Consider the following 25,678-nt stretch of genomic DNA (forward strand, 5'->3'; position numbering starts at 1 on the left):
AGATGACGACACTCGCCCGCGGAGCGGACACGTTGACCCGCGATGCGCTCGCCGTCCTCCAGCCCGGCTTCGTCGGGACCACCGCACCGGACTGGCTGCTGCGACGGATCGGAGAAGGCCTCCACTCGGTCGGCCTGTTCGGCCGCAACATCCACACACCCGAACAACTCGCCGCGCTCACCGCCCAGTTGCGGGCCGAACGCGACGACGTCCTGGTCGCCATCGACGAGGAAGGCGGCGACGTCACGCGCCTGGAGGTGCGCAGCGGTTCGTCGTTCCCCGGCAACCACGCGCTCGGCGCCGTCGACGACGCCGACCTGACCCATGACGTCGCCGCCGAACTCGGCCGGCGCCTCGCGGCCTGCGGCGTGAACCTCAACTGGGCACCGTCCGCGGACGTCAACTCCAACCCCGACAACCCGGTCATCGGCGTCCGCTCCTTCGGCGCCGACCCCGCACTCGTGGCCCGGCACACCGCGGCGTACGTCCGCGGTCTGCAGTCCTCGGGCGTCGCGGCCTGCACCAAGCACTTCCCGGGTCATGGCGACACGAGCGTCGACTCGCACCACGCGCTGCCGACCATCGACGTATCGCTCGAAGTGCTGCGGGAACGCGAACTCGCGCCGTTCCGCGCGGCGATCGAGGCCGGTACGAAGGCGGTGATGAGCGCCCACATCCTGGTCCCGGCGCTCGACGCGGACCGCCCCGCGACCCTCTCGCACCGCATCCTCACCGGGCTGCTCCGCGAGGAACTCGGGTACGACGGGCTGATCGTCACGGACGCCGTGGAGATGCAGGCCATCGCCGCCACGTACGGCATCGCGCGCGGCAGCGTCCTCGCCATCGCGGCCGGCGCCGACGCACTGTGCGTCGGCGGCGGACTCGCCGACGACGACACGGTGGTCGTGCTGCGCGACGCCCTCGTCGCCGCGGTCCGCAGCGGCGAACTCCCCGAGGAACGCCTCGCGGACGCGGCCGCCCGGGTCCGCGCGCTGGGGGAGTGGACCGGCTCGTCCCTGCGCTCCGACCACGCGCCGCAGACCGGCATAGGCCTTGTCGCGGCCCGCCGCGCACTCTCGGTGACGGGCACGCACGACGCGCTGACCTCGCCCCCGTACGTCGCGGCGTTCACGCCGATGGCCAACATCGCGGTCGGCGACGAGACACCGTGGGGCGTGGCCGCGGAACTGACCCGCCGTCTGCCGGGCACCGAAACCGGCACCTACGGCGACGGAGTCTCGGCCGACGACGTCCTGGCCGCGGCGGGCACCCGCCGCATCGTGGCCGTGGTCCGCGACGTCCACCGCCACGCGTGGATGGCCTCGGCGGTGGACGCCCTGATCGCCGCCCGCCCCGACACCGTGGTCATCGAGATGGGCGTCCCCCAGTCCGAACCGCGAGGCGCCCTGCACGTGGCAACGTACGGCGCGGCCCGAGTCTGCGGCATGGCAGCAGCCGAGGTCCTCACCGGCGCATGAACCTGAGCCCGAGCCGACGCGAGAGGGGGGCGCCGGCTCGGGCTTCGGCACAACCGAACCGCCCCGCATCCCAAACCGGGACACGGGGCGGCCGGGCCGAGCCGGAACCTCAAATACCCTGCCAAGCAGGCTTGTTGTCGAACGCGTGCCGGAAGTAGTCCGCAAGCTTGAGCTTGGACGCCGCAGCCTCATCCACCACCACCGTCGCATGCCGGTGCAACTGCAGTGCAGACGCCGGCACCAGCGAGGACACCGGCCCCTCCACTGTCTGCGCCACCGCCTCGGCCTTCCCCTCGCCCGTCGCGAGCAGCACGAGGTGCCGCGCGTCGAGGATCGTCCCGATGCCCTGGGTGATCACGTGGTGCGGCACCTGGTCGATGTCGTCGTCGAAGAACCGCGCGTTGTCGATCCGGGTCTGCTCGATCAGCGTCTTGATCCGCGTCCGCGAAGCAAGCGACGAACAGGGCTCGTTGAAACCGATGTGCCCATCGGTCCCGATCCCGAGGATCTGCAGATCCACCCCACCGGCGGACGCCAGCGCCTCGTCATACGCCTCGCACGCGGCCTGCACATCCTCCGCGCTGCCGTCGGGCCCCATGAACTGGGACTCGGGCAGCCCCAGCGGCTCGACGACCTGCCGCAGCACCGTCGCCCGGTACGACTCCGGGTGCCCGGCGGGCAGCCCCACGTACTCGTCGAGCTGGCAGATCCGCGCCTTCGACGCATCCACGTCACCGGCACCTACCCGGGCGACCAGCGCGTCGTAAATGGGCAGCGGGGTGGAGCCGGTGGCCACGCCGAGCAGCGCGTCGGGCTTGCGGGCCAGGAGGTCCACAATGGCCCCCGCGATGAGCTCGCCGCCTGCCTTGGCGTCCTTGACGATGACAACTTCCACGCTGGGCCTGCCGATCTGGAGAGTCGGGCGAAATGTGGACGACGAAGCGTCGTGGTATAGACCAATCTAACAGAGCAATCCCCACCCCGCCCCCGGAACTGCTCCGCCCGTGGCACCAATCGACGACCCTCCGACTCACGGACAGCCCCCGCCCCCTCGACCCGCCCCGAACTCCGCGAGCCCCGCCCCACAGGTCGCCCCCGCGCCGCGCCGGCCCCACCTCGCCCGACGGATGGCCCCCGTGAGGCAGCGCCTCGGCATCCCACCCCGCAGACTGAGGGCAGGCCGACCCGGGAAGGTACCCACCATGGCGTCCCACAGTGAGCACGCAGGCCGGATCATGGCGGCCGAGATGGCCGAGCAGCCCGCGGTGATGCGGCGGATTCTGGAGCAGGGCGCACCGAGGATCCGCGCGGTCGCCGAGCAGATCGCCGCCCGCAAGCCCCGCTTCGTCTTGCTCACCGCCCGCGGCACCTCCGACAACGCCGCCCTCTACGCCAAGTACCTCCTCGAAATCCGACTGGGCCTGCCCTGCGGTCTGGCCTCGATGTCCACCACCACGGCGTACGGCGCCCGCCCGGATCTGCGCGACGTCCTGGTGATCACAGTCAGCCAGTCCGGCGGCTCACCCGACCTGGTCGACTCCACCCGGGCCGCCCGTGACGCCGGCGCGATCACCCTCGCCGTGACCAACAACCCGGACTCCCCGCTGGCCGCCGTCTCCGAGCACCACATCGACATCCTGGCCGGACCGGAGAAGGCGCTCCCCGCGACGAAGACCTATACGGCCTCCCTCCTCTCGCTGTATCTGTTCGTCGAAGGCCTGCGCGGCGGCGACGGTGCCGAGGCCGCGCCCCTGCCGGACCTCGCCGCCGAACTCCTCGCCCGCGGCGCCGAGGTGAAGCAGCTCGCCTCCCGCTACCGGTTCGCGGAACGCATGGTGATCACCTCGCGCGGCTACGGCTATCCGACGGCCAAGGAGGCCGCGCTCAAGCTGATGGAGACCAGCTACATCCCCGCCCTCTCGTACTCCGGAGCGGACCTCCTGCACGGCCCGCTCGCGATGGTCGACAACATCTCGCCGGTGATCGCGGTCGTCACGGACGGCAAGGGAGGCGAGGCCCTCCAGCCCGTGCTCGACCGCCTCCGCGGACGCGGCGCCGACCTGGTGGTCATCGGCCCCCGCGAACAAGTCGCCGCCGCCTCCGCCGGATTCGTGCTCCCCACTGCAGGCCTGGCGGAGGAGCTCCAGCCGATCCTCGAGATCATTCCGCTCCAGCTCCTCGCCTACGAGGTCACGATCGCCCGCGGCCAGGACCCGGACGCCCCGCGCGCCCTGGCCAAGGTCACCGAGACCCACTGACGCGAAGCCCGGGGCCTACGCCAGCGATCCGCCCGTTGCGTCGATCCACTGCCCGGTCACCCACCTCCCGTCCTCCGACGCAAGGAAGGCCACGACATCCGCGATGTCGGAGGGCTCGCCCACGCGGCCGAGCGCGGACATCGCCGCGGCGCCGGCCCATGCCTCATCGCTCGTGCGCAGCCAGTCCGCATTGATGTCGGTGTCGACGATGCCCGGCGCCACCGCATTCACCGTGATCCCGCGCGGTCCGAGCACCTTGGACAGATCGCGCGTGAAGACATCGAGGGCGCCCTTGCTCATCGCGTACGCCACCAGGTTCGGCATCATCGAGGCGCGCGAGAGGCCGGTGGAGACGTTGATGATCCGCCCGCCGTCCCGCAGGCGCTCCGCGCCGAGCTGGGTCACGAAGAACGGTGCCTTCGCGTTCACCGCGAACACCCGCTCGTACTCCTCCTCCTGAAGCGTCCCGAACGGCTCTGTCACTCCTATCCCCGCGTTGTTCACCAGGATGTCGAGCCCTTCGGCGTGCCGGTCGAACTCCGCCCACAGGGCCGCCGCATCACCCGGAACCCCGAGCTCGGCCCGTATCGCGAAGGCCGCGCCTCCCGCCTCCTCGATCGCCGCGACCGTCTCCTTGGCTGCCGTCTCATTGCTCCCGAAGTGCACGGCGACCCGCGCACCGTCCCGCCCGAGCCGCTCCGCGATCCCGCGCCCGATCCCTCGGCTTCCGCCCGTGACCAGCGCCGTCTTCCCCGTCAGCCTGCCTGCGTGCACGCCCATGACTGCGCCTCTCGTTTCGCTAGTGGTCGCTACAAAAAGAAAACGTAGTCGCCGTCGCCGTAGATTTCTAGTGCCCGCTATAGAATTCACTCCATGGTGGAGAACGAGCCGTCGGCGGACGAGCCCTCGACGCAGCAGCCGACAGGCAAGCAGGCCCGCGAGGCCAAGCCCCGCGGCCGCGGCCGCCCCCGCTCCTTCGACCGCGCGACGGCGCTGGAGAAGGCGCTGCTCATCTTCTGGGAGCGCGGCTACGAGGCGACCTCGGTCTCCGACCTGACCCGCGCGATGGGCATCGGCCCGCCCAGCCTGTACGCGGCGTTCGGTGACAAGCGGACGCTCTTCGCCGAGGTCCTCGTCGAGTACGGGCAGACGCACGGTTCCGTCCCGGGCCGCGCGCTCGACGAGGAGCCCACCGCGCGCGCCGGCTTCGAGCGGATGCTGCGCGACGTGGCGAGGGCCTTCACCGAGCCGGGCCATCCGCACGGCTGCATGGTGATCCACGCGGCCACCAACTGCAGTACGCCGGAGGTCGAGGAGACGCTCCGGGCGCACCGCAACGCGAATGTGGCTGATTTCGAGCGCCGTATCCGCGCCGACATCGCGGCCGGTCACCTGCCGCCCGATGTCGATGCCCGGGCGCTCGCCCTGCATGTCGCCGCCGTCTTCCAGGGCATGTCGCAGCAGGCCAGGGATGGTGCGAGCGCCGAGGACCTCGACCGCGTCGCCGGGCTGGCGATGCGGGCCTGGCCTCCTGCGCCGACCTTCGCCCGAACCGAATCCGCGGAAGCGTGAACTTTTTCCAGCGGCGGGACGTTGGAGAAAGAGACCAGAACAAACATGTCCCGACGCATGGACATCGGATAATGGTCTAGTCCACAATGCACGAGAAGGAGCCCAGGCTCCGAGACACCACCTCGTACGCAACGCGATACTGCACAGCAAGCAAGCAAGCAAGCACACTGCACAGCACGCACGACCACGTACGAACCACACGAGCTTCCGCTCTTCCCGCACAGAAGAGCGGATGGGGTGCAGCGCTCTCTGCCCTGACTGCGCGCGCACCCCCACTCGGTCCCCGGGCCCGCACGCCCGATGGCCGATGCAACTCCGGGCTGCGGTGCCGGGCGGGTTGAGGGTCCCGCTCAGGCGCCGCGGCCCGCGGGTGTTTCCGGGCCCGTATCGGGCCCCGCGCCACGGCCCGTACACCTGCCGGAGCGGGCAGGTACGCTCGCACACGTGCCCTCCATGAACGATCTCGTACGCCAGCACACCGCCCTCGGGGACACCGACCTCGAGTGGCTGCATCTGCTGGTCTCGGAGTGGCAGCTGCTCTCCGACCTCTCCTTCGCCGACCTCGTCCTGTGGGTGCCCACCCTGGATGGCACGCGCTATGTGTCGGTCGCCCAGATGCGGCCCAACACCGGCCCGACCTCGTATCAGGACGACATGGTCGGCCACCTCGTGCCGCGCGGCCGCCGCCCCATGCTGGACGCCGCGCTCGACGAGGGCCGGATCGTGCGCGAGGGCGATCCGGAATGGCGCGAGGAGGTTCCGGTTCGCGTCGAGTCGATTCCCGTACGCAGGGAAGGGCGCGTCCTCGGCGTCATCGCGCGCAACACCAACCTGCTCACGGTCCGCACCCCGAGCCGCCTTGAGCTGACCTATCTGCAGAGCGCGTCCGATCTCGCCCAGATGATCGCCGCGGGCTCCTTCCCGTTCCCCGGCCAGCAGGTCGACATGGATGCGTCGCCGCGCGTCGGTGACGGTCTGATCAGGCTCGATGCCGACGGAATCGTCCAGTACGCATCACCCAACGCCCTCTCCGCGTACCACCGCCTCGGCCTCGCCGCCGACCTGGTGGGGCACCACCTGGGCAAGGCCACCGCCGAGCTCGCCCCCTCCCGCGGCCCCGTGGACGAGGCCCTGGTCAAGCTGGCCAGCGGCTGGGCGCCGCGCGAGACCGAGGTCGAGGGCAATGACTGTGTGATCCAGCTCCGGGCGATTCCGCTCAAGCCGAAGGGGACGCGCATCGGCTCGCTCGTACTGCTGCGCGACGTGACCGAACTGCGCCGCCGCGAGCGCGAGTTGATCACCAAGGACGCCACCATTCGGGAGATCCACCACCGGGTGAAGAACAACCTCCAGACGGTGGCCGCTCTGCTCCGCCTGCAGGCCCGCCGCATCGATTCGCAGCGCGGCCGCGAGGCGCTGGAGGAGGCGGTACGCCGGGTGGGCTCGATCGCGATCGTGCACGAGACCCTCTCCCAGAACCTTGACGAGCGCGTCGAGTTCGACGAGATCGCCGACCGGGTGCTCGCGATGGTGGCGGAGATCTCCCCGGGCAAGGTCACCGGCCGGCGCACCGGCCGCTTCGGCATCCTCGATGCGGAGGTGGCAACTCCGCTCTCCATGGTCCTCACCGAGGTCCTGCAGAACGCGTTGGAGCACGGATTCCGTGAGGGTGAGCACGGCACGGTGGAGGTCTCCGCGGTCCGCGGCGGCACCAGCAAGGACACCCGCCTCCTGATCACCGTCCAGGACGACGGGGTCGGACTGCCCGAGGGCTTCGACCCGCAGCGCGCCGGCAACCTCGGCCTGCAGATCGTCCGCACCCTGGTCGAGGGCGAGTTGGGCGGCAGCTTCGACATGAAGCGGGCCCCCGAGCGCGGCACCCAGGTGCTCCTCGACATCCCGGTGAGCTCGCAGCGGTAGCGTCAATTCCGTTCGTGCGTGGCCGACTTGGCCGACTTGGCCGGCCCGGGACAGCAAGAAGCCCCCGACCGATCGGTCGAGGGCTTAACGCTTCAAACGGCTCTGCGCGTTGAGGGTACTGCGCGCTGCGGCTCGGGGGCGGGAGATGCGTACTCGCTGTACGCGCCGCCGGGCTCAGGTCCGTTCGGGGCGGAGTGTCAGGCGGAAGCCTGACGGGCTCGGTTGCGGGCGGCGCGGCGCTTCATCGCGCGACGCTCATCCTCGCTGAGGCCACCCCAGACGCCGGAGTCCTGACCGGACTCGAGCGCCCACTGCAGGCACTGCTCCACGACGGGGCAGCGACGGCAGACGGCCTTGGCTTCCTCGATCTGCAGCAGCGCAGGACCGGTGTTGCCGATGGGGAAGAACAGCTCCGGGTCTTCCTCACGACAAATGGCGTTGTGGCGCCAGTCCATGGCTGCTCCATCTCCTAGGTATTGCTGGCAGGTTGCTTGTGAATGTGAACGCTTTCACGAATCCCTCCGCGACGGAAGGGCCGCGACCAGTTTCCTGGTGTAGGTCCTGTGAGAAGAGGAGGGGTTCGGCTCTCTGTGGGGCTGGTGTTGCGAGCCGCGTCGAGCGCCAAGAAGAGATTCGCAAACCTCGACGGCGGATACAACCCCTTCCGGAAAGTTTTTTTTGATTCCTCGGTGTCGGCTAGCTCACAGCCGTACTTCCATGGGGTGGACCCGCGCCTAAACGTTCGAGTGAAAGGACTTTCGCCCCTTCCACTCACACAATCACACGCAGTGCACGACGTACGCCTGTGAAGGTGACGCTCGTACGGAGCCCCAAGTGGTCACCGTCCATCTGGAAGGGCAGCGGCACCTTTGATTGCAAGGTGAAGTCCGTCAGATCGTGCAGCAGGGCGGCGTGCTTGCCGTGCGGGCCGCGCTCGGGGGTCGACGTGAGCAGTTGCGTGGCGTAGCGGGCCATCGCGGGGGTCGAGAGCTTGCTCAGACCGAGCACGTCGAGACCGGTGTCGAAGGAGGCCTGCGGGGACGCGTAGACCGGGCGATTGCCCAGGTAGGTCCAGGGGGAGGTGTTGCAGACTATCGACAGCACAAGATCGCTGACGGGGTCCTCGCCGGGGCGGCTGAGCGTGATCGTTCCGTGCCGGCGGTTGGGCTCGTCGAGGAACTGTCGGACCATCTGCCGTACGTACAACGCGTGGGTGGAGCGCTTGCCGCGTTCCCTTTGCTGTTCGACTCGCCCGATGACGCTCGCGTCGAATCCGAGTCCGGCACAGAACGTGAACCAGCGCGCCGGAACACCCTCGTCCTCCGTGCCCTCGGTGCCGGAGGCGAGACCGAGGCCGACGGTACGGCGGCTGCCGGTGCGCAGGGCGTCGAGGAGGGCGCCGGTGGACTCGACCGGATCGTTCGGGAGGCCGAGGGCGCGGGCGAAGACGTTGGTGGAGCCGCCCGGGACGACCGCGAGGCCGGGCAGGGACTCGGGGCGGGGGCCGTTGTGCAGCAACCCGTTGACGACCTCGTTGACCGTGCCGTCGCCGCCGAGGGCCACGACAAGCTCGGTGTCCTTGCTCTCCGCGGCCTGCTTGCCGAGATCGCGGGCGTGGCCGCGGTACTCGGTGGTCACGACCTCGAGCTTCATCTCGCTGGCGAGGGCGTGGATCAGTACGTCGCGGGTGCGGGCACTGGTGGTGGTTGCTGCCGGGTTGACCACGAGGAGTGCGCGCATGCCGGAAGGGTACCTAGCGATGTTGATGTCGCCCATACCGAGGGGTACGCATCTGTTGGGGGTGCCCCCGGGGCGGGGCTAATTTCGGGTGCGCCCCTTGGGTGGAGGGGGACGGGCTGAGTTGCGCCCCGGCCTCAGGAGCTCCGCGGCCCGATCCCCAGTGCCTGGGTCGTCGTCGGGTTGAGCAGGAGGATCAGGGAGGCCACCGCGACGGCGGCCAGGGCCATGCCCGCCGGGATCGCGATGCTGTCCGCCTGCAGGAGCTGCCAGGCGACGGGAAGCGCCATGATCTGGGTGATGATCGCGGGGCCGCGGCTCCAGCTGCGGAGCTTCAGGAGGCCGCGGGCGGCGAGCAGCGGGATGGCCGCGAGGACGATCAGGGTGACGCCGCCGGTCTCGGCCGACGTCACGTTGTCGGCGGTGCCGGTGAGGCCCTGCACCAGCATCCAGACGCCGCCCACGAGCAGCGCGACCCCTTCGAGCGCGGCGAGGGCCGCTGCCGCGGTCAGGCGCGGGGGGCGGGAGGCGGGCGCTTCGGGGCCGGTGGTCTGGTCGCTGCTCACCCTTGCAGGGTAGCGGGGCGGTCGCGGCGCGCGGCCCGCCCCCACCCGTCCTACTCCTCGACGAGCAACCGTTCCCGCAGCTGTGCCAGCGTGCGGGCGAGCAGGCGGGAGACGTGCATCTGCGAGATGCCGACCTCCTGCGCGATCTGCGACTGCGTCATGTTGCCGAAGAAACGCAGAAGCAGGATGCGCTTCTCCCGCGGGGGCAGGTCCTCCAGGAGCGGCTTCAGCGACTCGCGGTACTCGACGCCCTCCAGCGCCTCGTCCTCCGCGCCCAGCGTGTCCGCGACGGCCGGTGATTCGTCGTCCGTGTCCGGGACGTCGAGCGAGAGCGTCGAGTACGCGTTGGCGGACTCCAGGCCCTCCAGGACCTCCTCCTCGGAGATCCCGAGCCGCTCGGCCAGCTCATGGACCGTGGGGGAGCGGCCGTGCTGCTGCGAGAGCTCGGCCGTCGCCGTGGTCAGGGCGAGACGCAGCTCCTGCAGCCGGCGCGGTACGCGGACGGCCCAGCCCTTGTCGCGGAAGTGGCGCTTGATCTCGCCGACGACGGTGGGTGTCGCGTACGTCGAGAACTCGACGCCGCGTTCCGGGTCGAAGCGGTCGACCGACTTGATCAGGCCGATGGTGGCGACCTGCGTCAGGTCGTCCAGCGGCTCGCCGCGGTTGCGGAAGCGGCGTGCCAGGTGCTCGACCAGCGGGAGGTGCATCCGGACGAGCTGATTGCGCAGCTCCGCGTACTCCGCACTGCCGTCCGGCAGCTTGCGCAGTTCGAGGAACATCGCCTTCGCGCCGCTGCGGTCCTGCGGATCGTGCTGCTGATGAGTCATGTGTCCCGCCCTCCCCCGGCTGCCGCCGGGAGGTGAGCCGAGGCCGCGCGCGGCCTGGCCGAAGAGCGCACCGCGCTCGCCCCTGTCGCTCCGTACCACCTGCTGCCCCGGGTCCGCGGCATCCTCCGTGTCCGGGTGCGGCCGGGCCTGCTGTTCGGGAATTCCCGCGCCGCCGTCGCGGACCGCGGGTCCGCGCCCGCCGCCGGTGGCCTCGCTGCCATCGGCGGGCAGACCCCATGCGCCACGCTCATCGCTTTGCACCGGCCCGTCCCCGTCCCTCACGCCGGCCCGGGTCCCGCGCCGCGCTGTTTGTACAGGCTGATCGAGACGTTCTTGTCGTCGTCCACCGTGGACTCGACCTTGCCCGCGAGAGCGGAGAGCACCGTCCACGCGAAGGTGTCGCGCGCGGGGGCGCGGCCGTCGGTGGTGGGGGCCGAGACCGTGACCTCGAGGGAGTCGTCGATCAGCCGGAAGACGCAGCTGAGGACCGAGCCGGGCACGGCCTGCTGGAGCAGGATCGCGCAGGCCTCGTCGACCGCGATCCGCAAGTCCTCGATCTCGTCGAGGGTGAAGTCCAAACGTGCCGCGAGTCCTGCTGTGGCGGTGCGCAGCACGGACAGGTAGGCACCGGCAGCCGGAAGCCGGACTTCCACGAAGTCCTGGGCTGCGGGCTCGCCTGCGATCTGGGACACCCTCACCTCCAAGGTGGGTAAAAAACGTCGGGTCCTGTACGCAGCGTCGCACGGGTAACGCGCCGCGTGGTCCAGCGGTGACGCTATCGCGCTCCGAGGCTCCCTGTCCCGGGGGCCCGAACGCCGGAGGGCCCCTCGGTGTCACTCATGGTAAGTCCATGAGCACGGACAGTGGCTAGGGGTCTGCGGGCCCAATTGCCAAGAGTGTGCGCCGGGTTGACGTACCCACGCCTTGACCGGCCGAACCCCGCCCGCGTACGCCTCCCTGAGCACGGTTTCGCAGCCGCCCCGCGTGCCCCGCGGATCAGACGATCGCACTGTCGACAAAGCACCAGCGCCAGTTCTCGCCGGGCTCGAACGTGCGCATCACCGCGTGCCCGGTCTCCTTGAAGTGCGCGGTGGCGTGCTGGAACGGCGACGAGTCGCAGCAGCCCACATGGCCGCAGGTCAGACAGAGCCGCAGCTGCACGGGGTGACTGCCCGCTGCCTCGCATTCGGGGCACGTGGCGCTCAGTGCCGCCGGTTCCGGGTGAGGCAGCAGGTCAACGTGCGGGCACTCGTTCATGATTGCAGCGTACGACGCAGGTCAGGGAGGCGGCGCGGCTTCGGCGCGGCCGCCGTGGCTCACGGTCAGGGACGGCGCGGGGATCACGATGGATGTCTTGCCACTGCTCATGCTGGTCGCCTGCAGCGCGGCGGTCGCCGGGTTCGCGCGCCGCACGCCGGTGCCCGCGCCCCTGCTCCTGGTCGCGGCCGGCCTCGCCGTGTCGTATCTGCCGGGCGTCCCCCCGTACGAACTGAACCCGCACATCGTCCTGCCGCTGATCCTGCCGCCGCTCCTGTACACCGCCGGCGTCGAGAGTTCGTATCTCGATCTGCGGGCCAACTGGCGCCCTGTGCTCCTGCTTTCGGTCGGGTACGTGCTCTTCGCGACGCTCGCTGTCGGGTACGCGGTGTACCTGATCGTGCCGGATCTGCCGCTCACGGCCGCGCTCGTGCTCGGCGCCGTGATCGCGCCGCCGGACGCCGTGGCGGCCACGGCCATCGCGCGCCGGGTGGGACTGCCGTCACGGATCACCACGATTCTGCAGGGCGAGTCCCTGGTGAACGACGCGACCGCGATCACCGCGTACAAGGTGGCGGTGGCCGCGGCGGTCGGCGAGGGGGCCAGCTGGGCGGGCGGCACGGCCGAATTCGCCGTCGCTGCGCTCGGCGGAGTCGGGGTCGGCCTCGTCCTCATGGTGCCGCTGCACTGGCTGCGCACACGCCTCAAGGAAGCGCTGCTGCAGAACACGCTCTCGCTGCTCATCCCGTTCGTCGCCTACGCGGCGGCCGAGGAGGTGCATGCGTCGGGGGTGCTCGCCGTGGTCGTCGTGGCGCTCTACCTCGGGCATCGCTCGTGGCAGGTCGACTTCGCGACAAGGCTGCAGGAGGCGGCCGTCTGGAAGATGGTCGCGTTCATCCTGGAGTGCGCGGTGTTCGCGCTGATCGGACTGCAACTGCCGGTGGTGCTCGGCGCATTGGGGGAGTACGAGGGCCTGGTCGCCGCCTGGTACGCGCTGGCCGTGTTCCTTGTCGTGGTCGTCGCGCGCTTCGTGTGGGTCTATCCGGCGACATATCTGCCGCGGTGGCTCTCGCCGAAGATCCATCAGCGGGAGGCGGATTTCGGCTGGCAGGGGCCGGTCATCGTGAGCTGGGCGGGGATGCGCGGGGTGGTGTCGCTGGCCATCGCGTTCTCGATCCCGCACTATCTCGACGACGGTTCCGACTTCCCCGCGCGCAACCTTGTGCTGTACCTGACCTTCACGACGGTGATCGGCACGCTGGTCGTGCAGGGGCTCAGCCTGCCCGCGCTGATCAAGATCCTCAAGGTGCCGGGTCGCGATGTGCGGGCCGAGACGCTCGCGGAGGCTCAGGCGCAGAGCGAGGCGTCACGCGCGGCTCAGCAGCGGCTCGACACCTTGCTCGCCGACGAGCACAACACGCTGCCGGACGCGCTCACCGACCGGCTGCGGGCGGTCCTCGAGCGGCGGCGCAACGCCGTGTGGGAGCGCCTCGGCACGGTCAACGCGGTGACCGGGGAGTCCGCCGACGACACCTACCGGCGGCTCGCGCGCGAGATGATCGACGCCGAGCGCGAGGTCTTCGTCCGGCTGCGGGACGAGCGCCGCATCGACGACGAGATGCTGCGTACGCTGCTGCGCCGCCTCGACCTGGAGGAGGCCGCGGCCTACCGCGAGGAGTAGTGCCCGCCCCAGGTCACGGCGTGTGCGGGGCCTCCGGTCCGGGGCGGCCGGTGATCACTGCCGCGATCCGGGTGCCGGTCCGGAACGCGCCCTCCTCGGCGAGGGTGACCAGGGCGTACAGCAACTTGGCGACATAGAGACGTTCCACGGGCAGCCCGTGCCGCCGTGTGAAGTCCTCGGCGAAGGCGTCCAGTTCAGGGGTCGTACGGGCGTATCCGCCGCAGTGGAAGCGGTCGTCGAGGCGCCAGTTGGGCGTGGGCGCGCCGAGCGCTTCCGTCTGGAGGCGCCGTATCTCCGTATCGAGAAAGCCGCCTTTGAGCACGGGGACGCCGAGCGCGCTCTGGTCCGGTGCGAGGCCCGCGGCGAGCCCCGCGAGCGTGCCGCCGGTGCCGCAGGCGACGGCCACGACGTCGGCCGCTCCGTGCAGCTCGCGGCCGAGCTCCGTACAGCCCTGTACCGCCAGGGAGTTGGAGCCGCCCTCCGGGACGACGTACAGGTCCGACGCGCTGTACCCGTGCTGAGCCGCCGCCTCGTCGAGGATGTGGCCGAGCGTCTCGGGCTCGTGCTTGCGGCGGTAGGTCGATCTGTCGATGAAGACGAGCCGCATCCCGTCGGCCGCGCACTGGGCCAGGGACGGGTTGAGGGCCTGACCGGCGAGCTCATGGCCGCGTACGACGCCGAGGGTCGGGAAGCCGAGGAGGCGGCCCGCGGCGGCGGTCGCGCGCAGATGGTTGGAGTAGGCGCCGCCGAACGTGAGCAGCGGGCGGCCCGCCGCCGCGCGCAGGTTGAGGGAGAGTTTGCGCCACTTGTTGCCCGGCAGGTCCGGGTGGATCAGGTCGTCGCGCTTGAGCAGCAGGGTGAGGCCGCGGCGGGCGAACCGCTCGTCGTCCAGCGGCTGCAGCGGGGACGGCAGCCGCGGACGCAGGACGGGTGCGCTGTCGGGGGCGGTCACCCGCCCATTGTCGGGGGTGACGTGCGGTTTCGGCGCAGCGGGAGGCCGGCCGGCTCGCGAACGTGTGGACTCGGACGACGCGAGCCGGCCGGGGTACGGGGGTGTCCGGTGTCCCGGTCCTGCTGCACTGCGTTGCACTGCACTGTCTTGCACTGCACTGCTCTGCAGTCATGTCACGCACACTGCAGGTACTTCGTTCACTTCAGACGCTCTTCGATCCGCGTGCGCATCGAGCCCATCGTGAAGCCGCGCGGATCGACCTTGCCCGGCTGCCACTCGCGGTGGCCGATCACCGACCGTGCGGTCCAGCCGTGGTGGCGGCAGATCGCCGCAGCCGCGCGCTCGATCGCCTCCAACTGGGCATCCGGCCAAGGATCTTCACCGTCGCCGAGATTCTCGCACTCGAAGCCGTAGAAATGGCGGTTACCGTCGGTATTCGCCTCGTTGTCCGGCGGGAGGCCCTTCTCGGCGATGACGGCGCGCAGTACGTCGTCGTCACCGAGCCCCGCGTGGTTCGCCCTGCCGTGGCCCACGAGATGGACCCGGCCGTCCTTGGTGATCACTCCGTGGCACAGGGGGCCGGGCAGCGAGGCATAGCCGTCGCGGCAGATGCGGACGGTCTGTGCGCTGCCCCGTGTCACGGTGTGGTGGATCATCACGCCGTGCACCGGGCCCCAGGGGCCTTTGTGGTTGCGGTTGTGGTGGCGCCAGTCGCCGACCTCGACGACCGTGAGTCCTTCGTCCCGCAGGGCGTCCAGCAGACGGCTCGCGGACATGGGTGGGGCCATGCCGCCCTCCTCGTATGGGGTCGGCGGAAGCGCCCGGATGCGTCCGCCTCACTGCGGTCGCTTGTACCGGAACTCCCTGACGAGGGCGACTTGTTCGAGCCGCGAGCGAGCCGAATGAGTCAGCAGGGCTCAGGCGGGAACAGGTGTCCGACCGTGCCCCGGCGTGCCGGAGGGCTCAGCCGCGCAGGAACGCGTCCCCGTTCGTCGCGATGTGGGCCTCGACCGCCTGCAGCGCCTGCTGTGTGGCCTGCGGGCTGCCGGTGCCCTGCCGCTCCGCGTAGTAGGCGGCGCCGAGCTTCTTCAGGAGGTCACCTCCCGTGCGCTGGCTCTGCACCTCGTCGATCTTCTGCTTGCCCTGTGTGAGCCCGCGCTGCGCCTGCTCCTTGGCCCGGTCCAGGAACCCTGCCATGGCTTTCTCCTGTCTCGTGGTGCGGTTGGTACGAGGTGAACGCCCGGGCGGATCTTGAGGTTCCCCTCGTAGCCTCCATCGGCCCAATCCGAGTCGATGGTCCCTGCGCCTGCGCCCAGGGGAGCCGGCCGCTGCGTACCCCTTGCGTGCCGCGCGTTGCGACCCATAAGTTACCGACGGGTAGTTCGTCTGAGCCGTCCGGCCGACCCGCGTGTGAGAAGGAGTCGCCATGCCCTCGCTCGACCGCCAGGACACCGTCTTCGTCCTCGATCTCGGGGACGGGGAGAACCGTTTCCACCCCGACTGGATCGCCGCCGTCGGCGCCGCGCTCGACGAGGTGGAGAAAGCGGACGGGCCGCGCGCGCTGGTCACGGCAGCGACCGGGAAGTTCTGGTCCAACGGCCTCGACCTGGACTGGCTGGGCGCGCACGCCGAGCAGTACCAGGAGTACGTGGCCTCGGTGCACGGACTGTTCGCGCGCATGCTGGCCCTGCCCGTCGTCACCGTGGCCGCGCTGCAGGGCCACACCTTCGCGGCCGGTGCGATGCTCTCGCTCGCGCAGGACCTCCGTGTCATGCGGGCCGACCGTGGCTTCTGGTGCCTGCCCGAGGCTGACATCCACATCCCGTTCACGCCCGGCATGTCCGCGCTCATCCAGTCGCGGCTCGCACCGCAGACCGCCCACGAGGCCATGGTCACCGCCCGTCGCTACGGCGGCAGCGACGCCGCGGCCGCCGGCATCGTCGACCACGCGGTGGCCGAGGACGCCGTGCGCTCCACCGCGATCGGGCTCGCGGCCGCGCAGGCCGCCAAGGCGGGCGACACCCTCGCCACCATCAAGGCGCGGATGTACGCATCCGTCCTGACCACGCTCCGTGACACCTCCGGCCCGCAGCTCTGACCGGTGGGCCTTCCGATCCGGGCGGGCCTTCCACTCTGGCCGGAGCCCGCGGCCGGGCCTACCTTGGAAGCATGGCCAAACGAGATGAGCGCACAGCCGGGGCGCGTGTTCTCGGAGTGACGAGCCGGATCGGCTCGCATCGCGACGGCGACATCTGCCCGGTCTGCAAGCAAGCGGTGGACACGGTGGTCAAGCCCCGCAAGGTGCTCGGCGCGTACGTACCCAGCTATTCGGCAGGCCCCTGCCACAACCCGCGCTGCTCCACGAGCGCCGAATACGCCAGTGCAAGCGCCGAGGAGAAGGCCGGGAGCAGGACCGGCGACGAGACCCGGACCGAACCCGCGTAGAAAATCTTGAGAAAGGTGCGGGCGGGCTGTCGAGAAGCAGCCGCCCGCTCCGACGTCTCCTGTGAAAGCCGCCGCGGACAGCCTGGCGGCACGAACAAGGAGTGGACTCATGAAGTACCTCGTGATGGTGCAGGGCTCGAAGGCCGACTACGACGCGATGAGCGGGCAGGCGAACGAGCACAGCCCGGCCTGGAGCGAGAAGGACCTGCAGGCCATGTACGCGTTCATGACCGACCTCAACAACGACCTCGCCGAGTCGGGCGAGATGGTCGACGGCCAGGGCCTCACCTCGCCCGCGCAGCAGCGCTCGGTCTTCCGCGGCGCCGACGGCCGGGTGGTCGTCACCGACGGCCCGTACAGCGAGACCAAGGAACTGCTCGCCGGCTACTGGGTGCTCGACTGCGAGTCGGTCGAGCGCGTCACCGAGATCGCCGAGAAGATCACCGAGTGTCCGCAGCCCGAGGGCGCGCCCTTCTATCCAGTGATCATCCGGCCGATCGACTCCGGCGGGGGCGACGTCTGAGCCAGAGTTGGACGGGTGAGACACGAACACCGCACCGAGGACCTGCTGCGCAAGCACGCGCCGCAGGTCCTCGGTGCGCTGGTGCGCCGGTACGGGCACTTCGACCTCGCCGAGGACGCCGTACAGGAAGCGCTGCTGGCCGCCGCCGAGCAGTGGCCGGACGAGGGTGTGCCCAACAATCCGCGCGGCTGGCTGATCCGCGTCGCATCGCGCCGGCTCACCGACCGGTTGCGCAGCGAGCAGGCGCGCGCCCGGCGCGAGGAGGAGGCCGCGCGCCTCGCGCCCGTCGACACGTGGGCGGCGCCCGCGCCGGGGGAGTCGCGCGCTCCCTCCGAGGACGACACGCTCACGCTGCTCTTCCTGTGCTGCCACCCGCAGTTGACGCCCGCCGCACAGATCGCGCTGACGCTGCGCGCGGTCGGCGGGCTGACCACCGCCGAGATCGCCCGCGCCCATCTGCTGCCGGAGGCGACGATGGCGCAGCGCATCAGCCGCGCGAAGAAGGCGATACGGGGTGTGCCCTTCCGCCAGCCCGGGCCCGACGACCGTGACCAGCGGCTCGCGGCCGTCCTGCAGATCCTCTATCTCATCTTCAACGAGGGCTATACGGCGACCTCAGGGGCAGAGCTGCACCGCTCCGACCTCGCACGCGAGGCGATCCGGCTCACACGTGCGGTGCGCAGGCTGCTGCCCGTCGAGGGCGCCGTCACCGGGCTGCTCGCGCTGATGCTGCTCACCGACGCGCGGACGCCCGCCCGCAGCGGCCCGCACGGCGAGCTGATCCCGCTCGACGAACAGGACCGCACGCGATGGGACCGTCCCGCGATCGACGAGGGCCTCAAGCTCGTAGAGGAGGCGCTCGCGCAGGGGCCGGCGGGACCGTACCAACTGCAGGCCGCCATCGGCGCTTTGCACGACGAGGCCGCGCGCGCCGAGGACACGGACTGGCCGCAGATCCTGGCCCTGTACGACCTGCTCGTCCGCCAGGCACCCGAGCCGATGGCGCAGCTCGGGCGGGTGGTGGCGGTCGCGATGGTGCGCGGTCCGAGCGCCGGGCTCGGCGAACTGGCCGGCCTGGAGGAGGTGCTGGGCGCGCACTACCGCTTTCATGCGGTACGGGCCCACCTTCTGGAGAAGTCCGGTGACGCGGCCGGGGCGCGGGCGGCGTACGGCGCTGCGGCCGAGGGGACGCTCAGCCGTCCGGAACGGCGGTACCTACGGGCGCGGGCGGCCCGGCTGCCCTCCTGAACCGGGACCGTTGCCGGAGTGGGGACCGTTGCCCTCCCTGTCCTCCGCGTGGGCCCGCAGGCGTGCCCGGTGGCCGCGACGGTCGGGGCGGCCGATGTGCCCCGGCGGGCGCCGCAGCTCACCCAGCCACAGCGCGGGCGCGTACTGCCGCAGCGCCGCCATCAGCGGATCGCGCGCCCCAGCACGGAACGGCAACTGGTAGTGCACCCGCGGCAGTTCCGGACCCGCCGGATCCGCATCGCGGACGAGCGGCCACAGCACCGGATCGTCACGGTCGACCGTGACCTGCGGAGCCGGATAGAGCTCCAGCGAGTACAGCTTCGTACCCCGCCCCAGACGGCTCCAGTGCACGGCGACCCCGGACAGCACGTCCCAGGGGATCAGAGCGCGTGCCGTCCCGTTGTCCCACCAGAAGCCGGTGCCGTCGAACAGGGCGCGGGCATTGCGGGACCGGTACGTGGCGAACAGCGCGAGGACGCCGAGCGCGACGAAGCCCAGCATCAGGACGACGCCCACATAGCCCGCGGCCGGCGGCGGTCTGCGCCGCTCACCGACGATCACGCTCACCGCGCCGACGACACCGAGCACCCCCACGGCGATCACCCCGAGCGCGAGCGGCACGGCGAGGCTCGCGCGGTTGGTGGTCCGGATCGATATGGCGTCGGCGCCGGCGTCGGGGGACGGGCGGGGTATCGGGTGGGGCATGGTGCAGAAGTGTAGGGAGAGGGTTCCGGTTACGGGTGGGTTCGCGGCGGCTGGGCTGTGAGGGTGGGAATGCCTTGTGTATAGGCGCAGTTGACCCCGTGAGAACGTGGCGCGGAACGTGACGTTCGAACGCGGGATGCAACGCCGGGAACGGTCGGCAAGGGGGAATCATGACGGACGCGGCACAGGTCGTGGGCGAGGTCGCGGCGGGATTCGAGGCCGTACGGGAGGAGTTCGCGGCGGTCGTCGCGCGCGAGCCCGCGGACACGGGCGCGCAGCTCGTCGTCTACCGCGACGGCCGACGCGTGGTGGACCTCTGGGCGGCGACCGGCGTGGGTGAGACCGGGGACGAGCTCGCACCCCTGTACTCCGTGACCAAGGGCGCCGCCTATCTGGTCGTCGCGCTGCTGGTCCAGGACGGCGTCCTCGATCTGGACCGCGAAGTCGCCTACTACTGGCCGGAATTCGCTGACCAGGGCAAGGGCGCGCTCACCCTGCGCGGACTGCTCCAACACCGCGCCGGCGTGGTCGGGATCCCGGGCGGGGCGAGCCCCGAGGAACTGGCCGACGAGCAGGAGATCGCCGCGCGCCTCGCGGCCCAGGTGCCGCTGTGGCAGCCCGGTACGGCGTACGGCTACCACGCACTGGTGATCGGCGCGCTGGTCGGCGAAGTGGTGCGACGCGCGACCGGCCGCTCGCTGCAGGAGATCTACGAGGAGCGGCTGCGCGCCCCGCACCACCTCGACTTCTTCATGGGGCTTCCGGAGAAGGAAGCGGCCCGCACACGCGACATGCTGCCGATGCGGCCGACACCGGAACAGGCCGCACTCCTGGCGGAGTCGGTGCCCTCGCAGGCGATGCGCGTCTCGTTCGACATCGACGGCATCCCCGAACTCAGCGTCTACGGGAACTCCCCGGCCGTCCGCGCCAAGGGCCCCGCGTCCGCCGGCGGGGTGGGCAGCGCGCGCGGGATCGCCGGGCTGTACGCGGCTGCGCTGACCGGGCTCGACGGTGCGGACGCGTTCCTGATGCCCGAGACCGTGGCGCTGTTCACGGGCCCGGGCACCTCGACCGTGGGCGCCGACGTCGTCACCGGCGAGGTGGGGCACTTCCTGGTCGGCTTCGAGGCACAGCAGGTCCGCTACCCGTATCTCGGCGCCGACGCCTTCGGGCACTGCGGTGCGGCGGGCGCCGAGGTCTGGGCGGACCCGTCGACCGGCCTCACCTACGCGTACACCCGCCGCCTGTGGGCCTTCCCGGGCGGCGCGGCCCCGGAGAACTTGCGGTTGGGGGAGGTTGTGGTGGGGGCGGCTGAGGCTGTGGCTGCTGGGTGAGGTGGCGGGTGCGGGGGTGGGGGCGAGGTGGTTCGGCAGGGGTGCGTTGGGCGGGTGGGTGTCTGGCTCCCGTGCCCGCTTCCGGCGCCCTCCCGCCTCCCGCTTCCGTCAGGAACGGAGCAGCGCCTGCACGGACGTGACCATCGCGTCCACGAAGCGCGTCCGCGTCCCCGCGTCCACCCGGTCCAGTGAGAGATACGGGTTCAGGTCCTCCAGCTCCACGAGGAGCAGCTCGCCGTCGGGGGCGCGGCAGGCGTCCACACGTTGGATCCCGTACGCCAGGTCGTTCCACGCGATGAAGCGGCGCGCGAACTCCAGGTCGTCGGCGGTGGGCTCGTACGGCACGAGCTCCCAGCGGCGCTCGGGGTCGGGCGCGTACAGCGCGTACTGGAAGGCGTCGTCGACGAAGTAGAACGACACCTCGTACAGGAACGGGATCATCGGTTGCACCAGGATCCCGTCCTCGTACGGGAGCGAGTCGAGCTCGGCCGGCGTGACCGTGCGCAGCCCGAGCGAATCGGCGCCCAGCTTCGGCTTGACCACATACGCGTCCACGGACGGGAGCGCCCGTATGCCCTGCGGATTGTCGACCGTGGGGATGACGGGCAGGCCCTCCTCGGTGAGGTCGATGAGGTACTCCTTGCCGGCCATGTCACCGCTGCCGTTGAGCGTGTTGTAGACGTGGATGCCGCTCATCAGGGCGGCATGCCCGAACGCCTGGTATTCCTCCTGGTAGTTGAGCACCGGCCCGCTGTTGCGGACTATCACCGCGTCGTGGCCCTCCATCAACGCGGTGGCGTCGAGCGGGTGGCACACGGCCAGGCTGAAGTGCTCCCGCAGCCGCGCGGTCAACGCGACATCCTCATCCCCGTACCGCCGCCCGCGCGCAGGGTAGGAGAGGTCGCTGACGTACAGGATCCGGGGCTTGGGGGACGGCATGTGCGGGACCTTTCGTGGTGCGGGTGCGGGTGCGGGTGCGGGTGCGGTGGGCTGGGCTCGGGGGAGCGTGGGCGCGGCTGGTTGTTGCGTGTTCAAGTTATCCGGGGCCTCACCCGCCGATGGTCACGAGCCCCGCCTCGTACGCCATGATCACCAGCTGGACGCGGTCCCGTGCCCCCAGCTTCGCGAGGATCCGGGTCACATACGTCTTCGATGTGGCAACGCTGATGTGCAGCCGCTCGGCGATCTCCGTGTTGGTCAGACCGGAGCCGATGAGTGTCAGCACCTCGCGCTCCCGGTCCGTGATCCCGCTCAGCTCCCTTACTGGCCCAGGTTGTTGATCCCGACTGGATGCGAAGTCCTTGATCAGCCGACGCGTGACCGCCGGAGCGAGCAGCCCGTCGCCGGACGACACCACACGCACTGCGTCAAGGATCTGCTCCAGCGCCATGTCCTTGACGAGGAACCCGGCCGCGCCGGCCCGCAGCGCACCGTAGACGTACTCGTCGTCATCGAACGTGGTCAGCACGATGATCTGGGCCGCGGACGGCCCGGCGACGATCTGCCGGGTGGCCTCGATCCCGTCCATCTCCGGCATCCGGATGTCCATCACGATCACATCCGGAGCAGTCTCCTCCGCGAGCTTCACCGCCTCCTTCCCATTGCCGGCCTCACCGACCAGCTCCAGGTCGGCGGCCTCCCCGATCACCATCTGCAGGGCGGTCCGCACCAAGGGCTGGTCGTCGACCAGCGCCACGCGGATCACCGGACCTCACCCGTGGGCACCGCGCTGATCCTGTCCTCGGGTGACGGGACCGTCTCACCCTCGGGCGCCGCACCAGTGTCCTTCCGATGCGATCGCACCTCCTCACTCGCGGGCAGCGGAAGCCGGGCCATCACGCGGAACCCGCCACGTGGGCGTGGACCTGCCGCGAACTCGCCCTTCAGGAGCGCCACCCGTTCCCGTATCCCGGTCAGCCCGAAGCCGCCGCCGAGATTCTTCGCCTGGCCGGACCCCGCGCCGTGGTCGGTTATCTCCAAGGCGACTGCCTGCTCCTCGTACGTCACCCGCACCTCGCAAGCCTCCGTTCTCGCATGCCGCAGGACGTTGGTGACCGCCTCCTGGACGATGCGATACGCGGACAGATCGATGTCCGGCGGCAGGGCGCGGCGGGTGCCCTGCCAGGTGAGGGCGACGCGGACGCCCGCCGCCGTGGTGGACTCGGCCAGTCGGTCCAGGTCGGCCAGACCCTGCATCGGAGGAGGCACAGTCTGCCCGGACGAACCCGTGAGCTCACGGGTTCGCTCACCTCTGCCCTCGCTTTCGCCTTCGCTCTCGCGCAGCGCGCCGAGCATCCGCCGCAGCCCCGAGAGCGTCTCGCGGCCCGCCTCCTCCACGGTGCGCATCGCCTCGCCCGCGAGATCCGGCCTGCTGTGCACGACCCGGGCGGCCGCGCCCGCCTGGAGCGCGATGATGCCGATGCTGTGTGCGACGGTGTCGTGCATCTCGCGGGCGATCCGCAGCCGTTCGGCCGTGATCGCCTGACGGTCGGCCTGGGTGCGCAGCGCCTGTGCGTGAACCTGGGCCTGGTGCGTGGAGTCGCCGACCACCAGGGCGACGAGGACCAGCAGCACGACCGCGAGCAGCTGGGCCGTATCGATGTTTCCGCGCACGGCTATGCGGACGGCCACCGGGCACAGGATGACGGCCAGCGCGTAGGACGCCGCGATGACACCTGTACGTCGCCCGCGCGTGCGCGCGACGTAATACAGGGCGAGCGCCGGGCCGAGGAACGCGACAAAGGGGAACTCGGAGGTGCCGAGCACTCCGGCCGCTCCCGCCGGGCCGAGTAGGAACACCGCATAGCCCGCGAGCGGGCGACGGTGCAGCAGCCGGCCACCGAGGATCACACCACAGCACATCCCGACGATGATCACCCAGCCGAGCAGACCGGGCTCGAACGACGGCAGGGGCTGGTTGTCCATCGTGGCTTCGCCCGGCAGCCGATAGAACCTGTCGAGAAGACTGAACACCAGCGTCCCGAACCACAGCACAACGGCCCACGTCTCCGCGGGGATCCGCCGTAGGAACGGAGCCGCGGGCGCGCCCGGGCCGCCGGGCACGGCGGGCGTGCCAGGCGCTGCGGAGGCCGAATCGGCCGAGGTCGTGGGCATGCCGCGATCGTAGCGACGAGGGCCCGTCGCGGTCATCGGCCCGCGGCTGTACAACCTGGGGTGACAATCGAGGCCGCCGATTGTCAGCCGTCGCCGGACGACGCGGCACCGCCGCTCGCGGGACCGTATTCGCATGATCGAAGCCACGCAGCTGACGAAGCAATACGGCCGCACCGCGGCCGTCCACGACCTGACGTTCACGGTGCGGCCCGGCCGCGTCACGGGCTTCCTCGGTCCGAACGGCGCCGGCAAGTCGACGACCCTGCGCATGATCCTCGGCCTGCACGCGCCGACCTCGGGCACGGTGACGGTCGACGGCCGCCCGTTCGCGGACCGGCCGCGCGGGCTCCGCCACGTCGGCTCGCTGCTCGACGCACACGATGTCCATGGCGGGCGCAGCGGCCGCGCCCAACTCCTCGCACTGGCCCGCAGCAACAGGATCGCGCGCACACGCGTGGACGAGGTCCTGGCCGAGGTCGGCCTGAGCGAGGTCGCCGGCAAGCGCATCGGCGGCTACTCGCTCGGAATGAAGCAGCGCCTGGGCATCGCTTCCGCACTCCTGGGCGACCCGCCGGTCCTTCTCTTCGACGAGCCGCTGAACGGGCTTGACCCTGAGGGCGTGAAGTGGGTGCGCGACCTGTTCCGACGGCTGGCCGACGATGGCCGCACGGTCTTCGTCTCCAGCCACCTCATGTCGGAAATGGAGCACACCGCCGATGACTTGATCGTCATCGGACGGGGCGAGCTCATAGCGGCCGAGTCCGTGGCCGACTTCTCCGCGCGCGCGACCCGCGGCCATGTCACGGTCCGCACACCCCAGGGCGATGCGCTCATCGACCTCCTGTCGGCGGCCGGGGCCACCGTCACTGCGTACGGGGAGAGGTTGGAGATCACGGGTGCGACCGCCCCCGAGATAGCCCGCATCGCCCTCGACCACCGGATCCTGCTGCACCACCTGTCGACGGAGAACGCCTCGCTGGAGCGGGCGTTCATGGAGCTGACCGCCGACAGCGTGGAGTACGCGGGCCGGGAGGGTGCGTCAGCCCGAGCTGCCGGGTGACGCCCACCCCACAGCGCCCGTTTCATCAGCCTTGCAAGGAGACCCCATGACACTCGCCTCCCTCACCCATGCCACCCGTGCGGACATGGCAAAGCCCGCCGAACCAAGTGCCCGCTTCCGGGACTTGGCCGCCGCGGAGTGGATCAAGATCCGTTCCCTGCGATCGACGTTCATCGCGTATGGCACGACCGCGCTGGCCGTCCTCGCCTTCAACCTCGGCCAGGCCTACGACACGTACAACTACTGGACGGCGCGAACGGCCGCCGACCGCGCCCAGTTCATAGCGGACGGCATCCCGCTCCAGCACGCCTTCAATACCAACGCTGCGCTGATCATGATGCTCGCGCTCGGTGCGATCGGTGCGTTCACGATCGTCAGCGAACACAGCACCGGCACCATCCGCACCACGTTCGCGGCCGTCCCGGCGCGCAGCGCTGTGATGGCGGCGAAGGCGGCGGTGCTCGCCGCCATCACCACCGTCTACGGCCTGCTCCTGGCTGCCGCCTCCTTCTTCGGCACACAGGCGATCCTCGGTGCACGCGATGCCGGCGTAGGCATAGACCACCCCGGGGCCCTGCGCGTCCTGCTCGCCTCGGCCCTCCTGGCCCCGGTGTGTGCCCTGACCGGCTTCGCGCTCGGCGCCCTCATACGACAGACCGCGACGACGATGATCGCGTCGGTGACGGTCCTGGTCTTCCTCCCGATCGCCCTCACCGACGGCCGCTACTGGTCCGCGCTCCTGGGCCACGCTCAGCCGTACCAGGCCTGGCTCCGCCTCGCCGAACCTCCCTCGATACCGCCGCAGTTCGGCTGGACGGAGACGGGCGCGTGGACGGTGTATGCGGTGTGGGTTGTCGTGGCGGCCGGGCTGGCAGTGGTTTGCGTACGGCGGCGGGATCAGTAGGGCGCGAAGCCGAAGCCCGGCGCCCGCGTCCTGCAGGCGCCGGTTCCGCGCCGCCGGCGGCGTAGAACCCGGAAGTCTCCGGATGCGGGCCGAATGG

Annotated in this window: 27 protein-coding genes; 12 read left to right on the forward strand and 15 right to left on the reverse strand. The window is 70.7% G+C overall.

Translation table 11 applies throughout. From position 1 onward, the window contains the following. Nucleotides 1-2: 2 nt before the first annotated feature. The gene (locus ACIBI4_RS23650) at nt 3-1,478 is read left to right on the forward strand and encodes a glycoside hydrolase family 3 protein (RefSeq protein WP_399205980.1); all 1,476 of its coding nucleotides are present in this window, start codon (nt 3-5) and stop codon (nt 1,476-1,478) included. Nucleotides 1,479-1,587: 109 nt separating this feature from the next. Here ACIBI4_RS23650 and nagB read toward each other — a convergent pair whose 3' ends face one another. Next, the gene (gene nagB, locus ACIBI4_RS23655) at nt 1,588-2,373 is read right to left on the reverse strand and encodes a glucosamine-6-phosphate deaminase (protein ID WP_399205981.1); all 786 of its coding nucleotides are present in this window, start codon (nt 2,371-2,373) and stop codon (nt 1,588-1,590) included. Between the two features lie 307 nt (nt 2,374-2,680). Here nagB and ACIBI4_RS23660 point away from each other — a divergent pair, with 307 nt between their 5' ends. Continuing rightward, nucleotides 2,681-3,736, forward strand: a complete 1,056-nt coding sequence (locus ACIBI4_RS23660) for an SIS domain-containing protein (RefSeq protein ID WP_399205982.1) — start codon at nt 2,681-2,683, stop codon at nt 3,734-3,736. A 15-nt stretch (nt 3,737-3,751) separates the two neighbouring features. Here ACIBI4_RS23660 and ACIBI4_RS23665 read toward each other — a convergent pair whose 3' ends face one another. Next, nucleotides 3,752-4,516, reverse strand: coding sequence for an SDR family oxidoreductase (locus ACIBI4_RS23665; RefSeq protein ID WP_399205983.1), 765 nt, complete (start codon nt 4,514-4,516; stop codon nt 3,752-3,754). Nucleotides 4,517-4,609: 93 nt separating this feature from the next. On the opposite strand from ACIBI4_RS23665, the gene ACIBI4_RS23670 reads away from it, so the two are divergent. Together ACIBI4_RS23670 and ACIBI4_RS23675 are read left to right on the forward strand one after the other, a co-directional pair. After that, on the forward strand, nt 4,610-5,308 hold the full coding sequence (locus ACIBI4_RS23670) for a TetR/AcrR family transcriptional regulator (RefSeq protein WP_399205984.1): 699 nt from the start codon (nt 4,610-4,612) through the stop codon (nt 5,306-5,308). 453 nt (nt 5,309-5,761) lie between these two features. Then, nucleotides 5,762-7,228 (forward strand): sensor histidine kinase, encoded by a 1,467-nt coding sequence (locus tag ACIBI4_RS23675; protein WP_399206090.1) that lies wholly within the window; start codon nt 5,762-5,764, stop codon nt 7,226-7,228. A 197-nt stretch (nt 7,229-7,425) separates the two neighbouring features. Here the strand turns inward: ACIBI4_RS23675 and ACIBI4_RS23680 are convergent, their stop codons facing one another. The 6 genes from ACIBI4_RS23680 to ACIBI4_RS23705 form a co-directional block, all read right to left on the reverse strand. Then, nucleotides 7,426-7,683, reverse strand: a complete 258-nt coding sequence (locus tag ACIBI4_RS23680; RefSeq protein ID WP_052576829.1) for a WhiB family transcriptional regulator — start codon at nt 7,681-7,683, stop codon at nt 7,426-7,428. 316 nt (nt 7,684-7,999) lie between these two features. After that, complete coding sequence (locus ACIBI4_RS23685) at nt 8,000-8,968, reverse strand: diacylglycerol/lipid kinase family protein (protein WP_399205985.1); 969 nt, start codon at nt 8,966-8,968, stop codon at nt 8,000-8,002. 134 nt (nt 8,969-9,102) lie between these two features. Next, nucleotides 9,103-9,531: a hypothetical protein gene (locus tag ACIBI4_RS23690; RefSeq protein ID WP_399205986.1), complete on the reverse strand. Its 429-nt coding sequence runs from the start codon at nt 9,529-9,531 to the stop codon at nt 9,103-9,105. A 50-nt stretch (nt 9,532-9,581) separates the two neighbouring features. Next, entirely contained in the window at nt 9,582-10,640 is a 1,059-nt protein-coding gene (locus ACIBI4_RS23695; RefSeq protein WP_399205987.1) for an RNA polymerase sigma factor SigF, read from the reverse strand. Next, nucleotides 10,637-11,050, reverse strand: a complete 414-nt coding sequence (locus ACIBI4_RS23700; protein ID WP_399205988.1) for an anti-sigma regulatory factor — start codon at nt 11,048-11,050, stop codon at nt 10,637-10,639. The genes ACIBI4_RS23695 and ACIBI4_RS23700 overlap by 4 nt, the downstream gene beginning before the upstream one ends. Nucleotides 11,051-11,354: 304 nt before the next feature. Continuing rightward, nucleotides 11,355-11,615 carry a UBP-type zinc finger domain-containing protein gene (locus ACIBI4_RS23705; protein WP_399205989.1) on the reverse strand — a complete coding sequence of 87 codons (261 nt, stop codon included), beginning with the start codon at nt 11,613-11,615 and terminating at the stop codon, nt 11,355-11,357. 88 nt (nt 11,616-11,703) lie between these two features. Between ACIBI4_RS23705 and ACIBI4_RS23710 the strand changes: the two genes are divergently transcribed. Next, nucleotides 11,704-13,296 (forward strand): Na+/H+ antiporter, encoded by a 1,593-nt coding sequence (locus ACIBI4_RS23710; protein ID WP_399205990.1) that lies wholly within the window; start codon nt 11,704-11,706, stop codon nt 13,294-13,296. A 13-nt stretch (nt 13,297-13,309) separates the two neighbouring features. On the opposite strand, the gene ACIBI4_RS23715 is transcribed toward ACIBI4_RS23710, so the two are convergent. The 3 genes from ACIBI4_RS23715 to ACIBI4_RS23725 all read right to left on the reverse strand — a co-directional run bounded on the left by ACIBI4_RS23715 (nt 13,310) and on the right by ACIBI4_RS23725 (nt 15,445). Next, nucleotides 13,310-14,248, reverse strand: coding sequence for a 1-aminocyclopropane-1-carboxylate deaminase/D-cysteine desulfhydrase (locus ACIBI4_RS23715; protein ID WP_399205991.1), 939 nt, complete (start codon nt 14,246-14,248; stop codon nt 13,310-13,312). Nucleotides 14,249-14,445: 197 nt separating this feature from the next. Further along, a complete protein-coding gene (locus tag ACIBI4_RS23720; protein ID WP_399205992.1) occupies nt 14,446-15,036 on the reverse strand; it encodes an N-acetylmuramoyl-L-alanine amidase in 591 nt (196 codons plus the stop codon). Nucleotides 15,037-15,211: 175 nt separating this feature from the next. Continuing rightward, entirely contained in the window at nt 15,212-15,445 is a 234-nt protein-coding gene (locus ACIBI4_RS23725) for a hypothetical protein (protein WP_399205993.1), read from the reverse strand. A 229-nt stretch (nt 15,446-15,674) separates the two neighbouring features. Between ACIBI4_RS23725 and ACIBI4_RS23730 the strand changes: the two genes are divergently transcribed. The 4 genes from ACIBI4_RS23730 to ACIBI4_RS23745 all read left to right on the forward strand — a co-directional run bounded on the left by ACIBI4_RS23730 (nt 15,675) and on the right by ACIBI4_RS23745 (nt 18,464). Beyond that, entirely contained in the window at nt 15,675-16,346 is a 672-nt protein-coding gene (locus ACIBI4_RS23730) for an enoyl-CoA hydratase-related protein (RefSeq protein ID WP_399205994.1), read from the forward strand. 71 nt (nt 16,347-16,417) lie between these two features. Continuing rightward, on the forward strand, nt 16,418-16,693 hold the full coding sequence (locus ACIBI4_RS23735; protein WP_399205995.1) for a hypothetical protein: 276 nt from the start codon (nt 16,418-16,420) through the stop codon (nt 16,691-16,693). Nucleotides 16,694-16,802: 109 nt separating this feature from the next. Further along, on the forward strand, nt 16,803-17,216 hold the full coding sequence (locus ACIBI4_RS23740) for a YciI family protein (protein ID WP_399205996.1): 414 nt from the start codon (nt 16,803-16,805) through the stop codon (nt 17,214-17,216). A 15-nt stretch (nt 17,217-17,231) separates the two neighbouring features. Further along, complete coding sequence (locus ACIBI4_RS23745) at nt 17,232-18,464, forward strand: RNA polymerase sigma factor (RefSeq protein ID WP_399205997.1); 1,233 nt, start codon at nt 17,232-17,234, stop codon at nt 18,462-18,464. Here the strand turns inward: ACIBI4_RS23745 and ACIBI4_RS23750 are convergent. After that, nucleotides 18,432-19,169, reverse strand: a complete 738-nt coding sequence (locus tag ACIBI4_RS23750) for a hypothetical protein (protein ID WP_399205998.1) — start codon at nt 19,167-19,169, stop codon at nt 18,432-18,434. The genes ACIBI4_RS23745 and ACIBI4_RS23750 overlap by 33 nt on opposite strands. Before the next feature lie 170 nt (nt 19,170-19,339). Here ACIBI4_RS23750 and ACIBI4_RS23755 point away from each other — a divergent pair, with 170 nt between their 5' ends. Next, complete coding sequence (locus ACIBI4_RS23755) at nt 19,340-20,503, forward strand: serine hydrolase domain-containing protein (protein WP_399205999.1); 1,164 nt, start codon at nt 19,340-19,342, stop codon at nt 20,501-20,503. Nucleotides 20,504-20,611: 108 nt separating this feature from the next. Here the strand turns inward: ACIBI4_RS23755 and ACIBI4_RS23760 are convergent, their stop codons facing one another. The 3 genes from ACIBI4_RS23760 to ACIBI4_RS23770 form a co-directional block, all read right to left on the reverse strand. Next, nucleotides 20,612-21,442 carry a hypothetical protein gene (locus ACIBI4_RS23760; RefSeq protein WP_399206000.1) on the reverse strand — a complete coding sequence of 277 codons (831 nt, stop codon included), beginning with the start codon at nt 21,440-21,442 and terminating at the stop codon, nt 20,612-20,614. Nucleotides 21,443-21,551: 109 nt separating this feature from the next. Beyond that, nucleotides 21,552-22,208 (reverse strand): response regulator, encoded by a 657-nt coding sequence (locus ACIBI4_RS23765; RefSeq protein WP_399206001.1) that lies wholly within the window; start codon nt 22,206-22,208, stop codon nt 21,552-21,554. Then, the gene (locus ACIBI4_RS23770; RefSeq protein WP_399206002.1) at nt 22,205-23,617 is read right to left on the reverse strand and encodes a sensor histidine kinase; all 1,413 of its coding nucleotides are present in this window, start codon (nt 23,615-23,617) and stop codon (nt 22,205-22,207) included. Before ACIBI4_RS23770 ends, ACIBI4_RS23765 begins: the two co-directional genes overlap by 4 nt. A gap of 133 nt (nt 23,618-23,750) precedes the next feature. On the opposite strand from ACIBI4_RS23770, the gene ACIBI4_RS23775 reads away from it, so the two are divergent. Together ACIBI4_RS23775 and ACIBI4_RS23780 are read left to right on the forward strand one after the other, a co-directional pair. After that, nucleotides 23,751-24,677 carry an ABC transporter ATP-binding protein gene (locus ACIBI4_RS23775; RefSeq protein ID WP_399206003.1) on the forward strand — a complete coding sequence of 309 codons (927 nt, stop codon included), beginning with the start codon at nt 23,751-23,753 and terminating at the stop codon, nt 24,675-24,677. Between the two features lie 46 nt (nt 24,678-24,723). Further along, a complete protein-coding gene (locus ACIBI4_RS23780; RefSeq protein WP_399206004.1) occupies nt 24,724-25,581 on the forward strand; it encodes an ABC transporter permease in 858 nt (285 codons plus the stop codon). Nucleotides 25,582-25,678: the final 97 nt, after the last annotated feature.

This window comes from Streptomyces sp. NPDC050418, from assembly GCF_044458745.1.
Taxonomy (GTDB): domain Bacteria; phylum Actinomycetota; class Actinomycetes; order Streptomycetales; family Streptomycetaceae; genus Streptomyces.